Genomic DNA, 5340 nt, shown 5'->3' on the forward strand with positions numbered 1-5340 from the left:
TCCTGCCGTTTCAGCCCCGCCACAGGCGGGATTTTTGGTTTTCGTCGAACGAATTTCTCGACGAAAACCAACGAAAATGTCTCTAACAGCCACCTGACAGACCAGGTGGATGACACGGTCGGAGATTGGCAACTCCTGCTGCTATTTTTTTGCCACCACGCGGTTTGGGCACCCCTGGGCAGGGGTGGGCGTTCGCGCTAGGCCGGAGCCGCCGATTGTCACACCGTGACAATCGGCGGCGCGGGGGATGGCTCCCCCCATAGCACCCATCAAAAACCAACGTTATGCCCATTTTTTGCCACCCCACGGATCGGCGAGCGTCCGCAATGACTCGCGTAAAACTCAACATGAGCTGCTGCGCGGCGCAGGCTTCGCAGGGCACCAAATAGGCTCGGGGTGGAACGGTGGAACGTGAGTAGAAATTTTGGACTGGGATCACGAAACATGGTCACAGCAGCGCAATTTGCGCTAAATAGCACCGTCCAGGTGAGCGGCATGGGGTTTTCCCATGCCGCCGAAACGGGGCGTAATTTCGCGCAATTTGCCGCGTTTGCACGCGAAAATGGCGTTAAACAGATGGAGCACATCAGCCGAGAGTTGGTCATTCAATACGGTCAACAACTGGCCGATCGCGTTAGCAATAACGAGATTGGTCAGGGCCATGCGCAAAACGCCGTGTCGGCTATCAATACGGTTTTGCGCATCGCCACGCAGGGCGAGTGGCAGCGTGTTAGCCCCACTAAAGAGTGCTCCATTGACCAACGCAGTGCGATTCGTGAGACGCCGCCTACGGGCCTCGATAGAGGTCAGTTGGAGCGTGGCCTAACGGCACTGAATGAACGCGGCGTTGCCGTTGCAGAGCTGGCTCGGGAGCTGGGTTTACGCACAAAAGAAGCGTCGCTGCTCAATGCACAATCGGCGCTGCGTGAGGCTACTTCGCGGGGGGCTGTCACGATCACTGACGGCACCAAAGGCGGCCGCGATCGGGAAATTCCGCTCACGTCAGCGCGGCAGATCGCCGTTCTAGAGCGTGCTGCCGCTGCGCAGGGAGCTGCCAGAGCGGTGATGCCTGCCGACCAAAACTGGAAATCCTGGCGTGAGAACGGGCTACGCGATATCCGCGAAACCCTGCAACAGCACGGTGTCAGCCGGTTGCACGATCTGCGCAGCGCGTACGCCTGCGATCGTTATCAACAGATCACCGGCTATGCCGCGCCGGTTCTGGGAGGACAGGTACCACGTGAGATCGACCGGGCGGCGCGACAGCAGATCGCCGAGGAGCTGGGTCATGGCCGCATCAGTATCACCAACAGTTACCTGGGGAGTAGTGCATGAGCCCGCTCATCAGCCGAGAACTGCGACAAAAAATTGATCTATACCGGCGCAAAGGGGGTAAAACGTCACGACGTAACACGGCCGCTCGCATCGAGCGGTTTATCACCGCTATCGGGCGTCCGCCTGAGCAAATTGGCAAAAAAAACGTGCTGGATTTTTATGAAAAACAACAATTTGCGCCCAGTACAGAGCGCGATTACCACTACGCAATCTGTCAGTTGTGGACAATGATCGGGCGGACTGGTGAGCCGCCACCTCCACCCTCGATGCAGCAGCGACCGCATGCATAATCGCCACCGGGTTTTGGTCAAAACTGCACCGCATGCGGTGCAGTTCGATTGCTGTTGCGAGTCACAGCACCCACCCTGGAAGTGCATGCTATCCCGACTGTGAGCGCCGCTGCCTGATTCTGGCCTGTAACCGCTGCCAATCTCCCGCCTCAACGTAACGCTCAGCCCAGGCAAGCAGCAGCTGAGCCAATCGCCCATTCGGTATGTCGTCGGGATACGCGGTGGCGTCGTGGGCAATCCCCACTAAATCCAGCTGCGCAGCCTGCTGAGCAGGCGCAGGGCCAAATGCGTAGGTTAGTAACACCTCTAGCCATAAAGACGCCTCAGCGGCCTGTATGGCCCGCACGCGGGCCATTTACAGATAGTCCTCGGTGATTAGCGCAAACACCTTGCGTTTGGCGTGGGTCAGGTCGTTGTTGGCCAGAACGTGCCACTCATACTGCTCACTGCCAGGCGTTATTTCCTGCCCGACCGCGGCCCGATCTCGCTCATAACGGTACCGTGGTCCCATAGGGGCGAGCTGCCACTCGGTGACACGCTCACTGCTAAACACGGGTTTAAGGTCGCTGATTTTGCGAAGAGTCATGGCTGTTCACTCAAGGGGAGAGATGTCTACAAGTGTAGACTAATAAACGTGAAAAAATCACGTTTAAATAACGACAGACAAAGAAAAGCCCGACCCTTTCGGGTCGGGCAAAATTCTTGTGCCGCTTCCTAGCGAAACTCTGTTGAGCGTCCTGCTCATACGTCCATGAGATCCTCAAGCGTTCCGTGCTCGGTCGTCCTTACGCAAAGCGTCCGTTGCTTAACGTACCTACACCCTAGCTAGGGAGATTTAGATATGCAAATCCTGAGCTATTTACGTGATTTTTTCACGCCTATAGGCTGAAACTCAAGATTACCCCCATTATCTTGAGTTTTTTTAAGGGTGGCTTTTGAGACTCGCAGCGGAAGGAATCGACGCTTGCGTAGCTATTTTTTGGGGGTACACTAAATAAGAGGACAAGGAGACCCTGATGGCCCCAGGCAGTGAGATCGAGTACGACCTGCGCAAACAACAAGACACGCTGAAACATCGCGGCCTGGATTTTAACGATGCACCGGTCGTCTTTGCCGGCAACACCTTCTCGATGGTAGATGACCGCCAGGACTACGGTGAAAAGCGCATCATCACCGTAGGCAAGCTCACCGGCAAAACCGCCGTGATTGTTTGGACACAACGCGGAACAAAGCGCCGCATTATTTCCATGAGGTACGCCAATGAACGCGAACGGCAACAATACGAACAGCACCTGGTTTGATCCAGACGATGCTCCTGAACTGACAAACGAATGGTTTGAGGCCGCACACCAATACCATGGCGATATCCTGGTAAAACGTGGCCGTGGACGACCGCCGATCCCAGAGAGTGAACGTAAAGTGCCGGTAAAGATCCGATACGACCAAGACGTAGTGGAAGCTTTTAGGCAAACAGGCAAAGGCTGGCAAACGCGGATGAACCAAGCACTCCGCCAGTATCTTAAAGAACACAACGTTCACGAGCTTAATTAGCCGCTGTAGCCAAACAGGTGCGTCAGCAGGCACTAACGCGCTATCGCTTGTTGGCCACGCTGCCCTCACGAATCAGAGATTCGTTTCGTCAGCGACGGCAGGAGTGCTGTATTGGGCTCCCTACGGTCGCTGTCAGTATTTTATTTTTCTCTCTAAACCCCACCCCCAAGACCACCCCCCCGGGCTATTATCTGATAAGGCTATTGTCCCTTTTTCCAACGTGAGACTGTTTTCAGTGCTACTCCTAGCTGCTCGGCAACCTCGTAACGCTTGGCCCCCGCATCGAGCAAAGCCAGCGCCTGAGCGCGTTTCTCTGCATAAGATGCACCTTTGGCCGCCCCGCCTTTTCGCCCTCTCTGGGCCTGCACAGCGCTGAATCCAGCGGGATTAAAGTTCCGGTGTGTGTATTTGGCGACGCTGCGAGCGATAGCTCGCACTTCATTGGTATTCAATGGCTGATCAAACGAGTTGTAAGCCGCTGCGCGTTCTAGCACAGCTTGTTGCCAGCGATCAGCGTCGGGCCACCCCTGCCTTATCGCCTTGTAAGCCCACTGACGCAGCTTTTCAAACAACGTGCAGTTGCGGCCCAAGCCGTACGCATTACTGTTTGCCGCTTGGCGCGGCTTAGCGCTCAGATCCAGCCACCCTTCAAAATCACCTAGCTCATACAATCGAGGCTCCCACTCAGCGGTTCGCCAGTAGCTGCTAAACGGGTTTTTACATAGAAACCCTGTGTAACCCCTATCTGCCCCTAGGGAGCTACATAGGGCGTCTTGAACCGCCGCTGCATAGCGTAACGGCGCTATCCGCCCATCAGGTGCTGTACGGACTGGCGTAGCCAGCCCGTAGGCTAGATGTGCGTGTCCATTTGCGGGGTTTTGAACTGTGAAATTGGGGGGAGGAACGCGACGATCCTCCCAGTCCAGCGCTGCGCCTGGTCGATCAATATCGAATATCAGCCAGTGCATGTGCGTGGGGCCGTTAAACTGGATATAGCGCGCTCGCAGAGCCATTTCTGCGCGATGAATACGCAGATAATCACCCAGCTGATCGGTAAAATATGGTTTTTTTGGCAGGCGCTCGCGGAATTCCCGCAGGCTGCTACTAGGTAGTTTTCTATCTGTTGCGTTCATCTGCCGGCCCCTGGCAGGGCTGACAGAACTTGAGGTTTAAGCGCTCAATGCTCATAATGTCCCTACTTACTTGTGTGAGAGACCCCGGCTAGAGGCTGCAACCTCATTGATCCGGGGTTTTTCATGCCTGAAATTCAGGTTTAACAGCAGCATAACAGAATTTTTAAATACTGGGTGAGTCCAGTGTCGCTGACATATTGTGCTGTTCTCAAACTGCTGTTATCGTTGATTTTCAATCGCTCGTTAGCGATCTGAACGTGGTAGCGCTGGCCACGCTAAACTAACCAGCATTTTTCCTTCGCCACATCGGCATCAGGCTCTCATCGGGCCTATTTCTGATTGTTTCGTTGCGTCTGCATAATCGCGACCAATGAGACCAGGGCTGTATTAGCTACATTAGCCCATTTTCCCTCTGATCTGTCTCGCTTGCGCCCAATGGCGCAGCTCGTGGTGCAGTTCACGGTTCTATATGACCTGGACCTGCTCTATTCAGACGCTGGTCTATGCCCCCGTTTTTTTGTGTGCTGTGCCAGCCCGGTATCTCACCTAAAAACGTTTTTGCACGCGGCCGCGAGTGCTGTCCGCGAAAAATGCGTTCTCCTTCAGGCTCTTCCCAGCCATATACCTGTTTTGTTGTGTACATACACACAGGACCGCCGTGCCTTCAGTGGCTCATTGATGACGACTGCCTATGTGTTTTGCCGCCTAACGGCGTAGCTCACAGCGTCAGTTTTTCCCTATACCGATCTAAACAGCCTGGCTATGTGAGCCTGTCTGTTCGTTTTTTGTGTGCCGTGCTGCAGTGGTTTAGCCGTACCGCAACCGAAAACGCTCTATCGCAGTAACTCCCCATTAACCCCTAAAAACGAGGACTCCTATGTTGTCGCTATCTATCCCTATGAGGCTCATCACGAGCTATACGCACCCCTGTTCGTCAGGTGGGTTTCCCACCTGACGAACAGCTCCCCCCTGCGGCTCCTGCCGTTTCAGCCCCGCCACAGGCGGGATTTTTGGTTTTCGTCGAACGAATT

General features: G+C 54.9%; 8 protein-coding genes. 5 read left to right on the plus strand and 3 right to left on the minus strand.

Features of this window, described 5'->3' with window-relative positions:
• The 3 genes from CR46_RS18595 to CR46_RS0117555 form a co-directional block, all read left to right on the plus strand.
• Positions 1-201: hypothetical protein (locus CR46_RS18595; protein WP_035537035.1), on the plus strand; the 201-nt coding region annotated here is incomplete at its 5' end.
• Positions 202-444: 243 nt separating this feature from the next.
• Positions 445-1335 (plus strand): integrase domain-containing protein, encoded by an 891-nt coding sequence (locus CR46_RS0117550; RefSeq protein ID WP_198023745.1) that lies wholly within the window; start codon positions 445-447, stop codon positions 1333-1335.
• Entirely contained in the window at positions 1332-1625 is a 294-nt protein-coding gene (locus CR46_RS0117555; RefSeq protein WP_030074898.1) for a hypothetical protein, read from the plus strand. Before CR46_RS0117550 ends, CR46_RS0117555 begins: the two co-directional genes overlap by 4 nt.
• 88 nt (positions 1626-1713) lie before the next feature.
• Here CR46_RS0117555 and CR46_RS0117560 read toward each other — a convergent pair whose 3' ends face one another.
• Both CR46_RS0117560 and CR46_RS0117565 read right to left on the minus strand, forming a co-directional pair.
• The gene (locus CR46_RS0117560) at positions 1714-1980 is read right to left on the minus strand and encodes a hypothetical protein (protein WP_030074900.1); all 267 of its coding nucleotides are present in this window, start codon (positions 1978-1980) and stop codon (positions 1714-1716) included.
• Positions 1981-2211: a hypothetical protein gene (locus CR46_RS0117565; RefSeq protein WP_030074902.1), complete on the minus strand. Its 231-nt coding sequence runs from the start codon at positions 2209-2211 to the stop codon at positions 1981-1983.
• 430 nt (positions 2212-2641) lie between these two features.
• On the opposite strand from CR46_RS0117565, the gene CR46_RS0117570 reads away from it, so the two are divergent.
• Positions 2642-2926, plus strand: coding sequence for a BrnT family toxin (locus CR46_RS0117570; RefSeq protein WP_030074904.1), 285 nt, complete (start codon positions 2642-2644; stop codon positions 2924-2926).
• Positions 2886-3176 (plus strand): BrnA antitoxin family protein, encoded by a 291-nt coding sequence (locus CR46_RS0117575; RefSeq protein ID WP_030074905.1) that lies wholly within the window; start codon positions 2886-2888, stop codon positions 3174-3176. The genes CR46_RS0117570 and CR46_RS0117575 overlap by 41 nt, the downstream gene beginning before the upstream one ends.
• A gap of 200 nt (positions 3177-3376) precedes the next feature.
• Here the strand turns inward: CR46_RS0117575 and CR46_RS0117580 are convergent, their stop codons facing one another.
• Positions 3377-4309 carry a replication initiation protein gene (locus CR46_RS0117580; RefSeq protein ID WP_030074907.1) on the minus strand — a complete coding sequence of 311 codons (933 nt, stop codon included), beginning with the start codon at positions 4307-4309 and terminating at the stop codon, positions 3377-3379.
• Positions 4310-5340: the final 1031 nt, after the last annotated feature.

Origin of the sequence: Vreelandella neptunia (assembly GCF_000712975.1) — a bacterium.
In the GTDB taxonomy this organism is placed as follows: domain Bacteria; phylum Pseudomonadota; class Gammaproteobacteria; order Pseudomonadales; family Halomonadaceae; genus Vreelandella; species Vreelandella qaidamensis.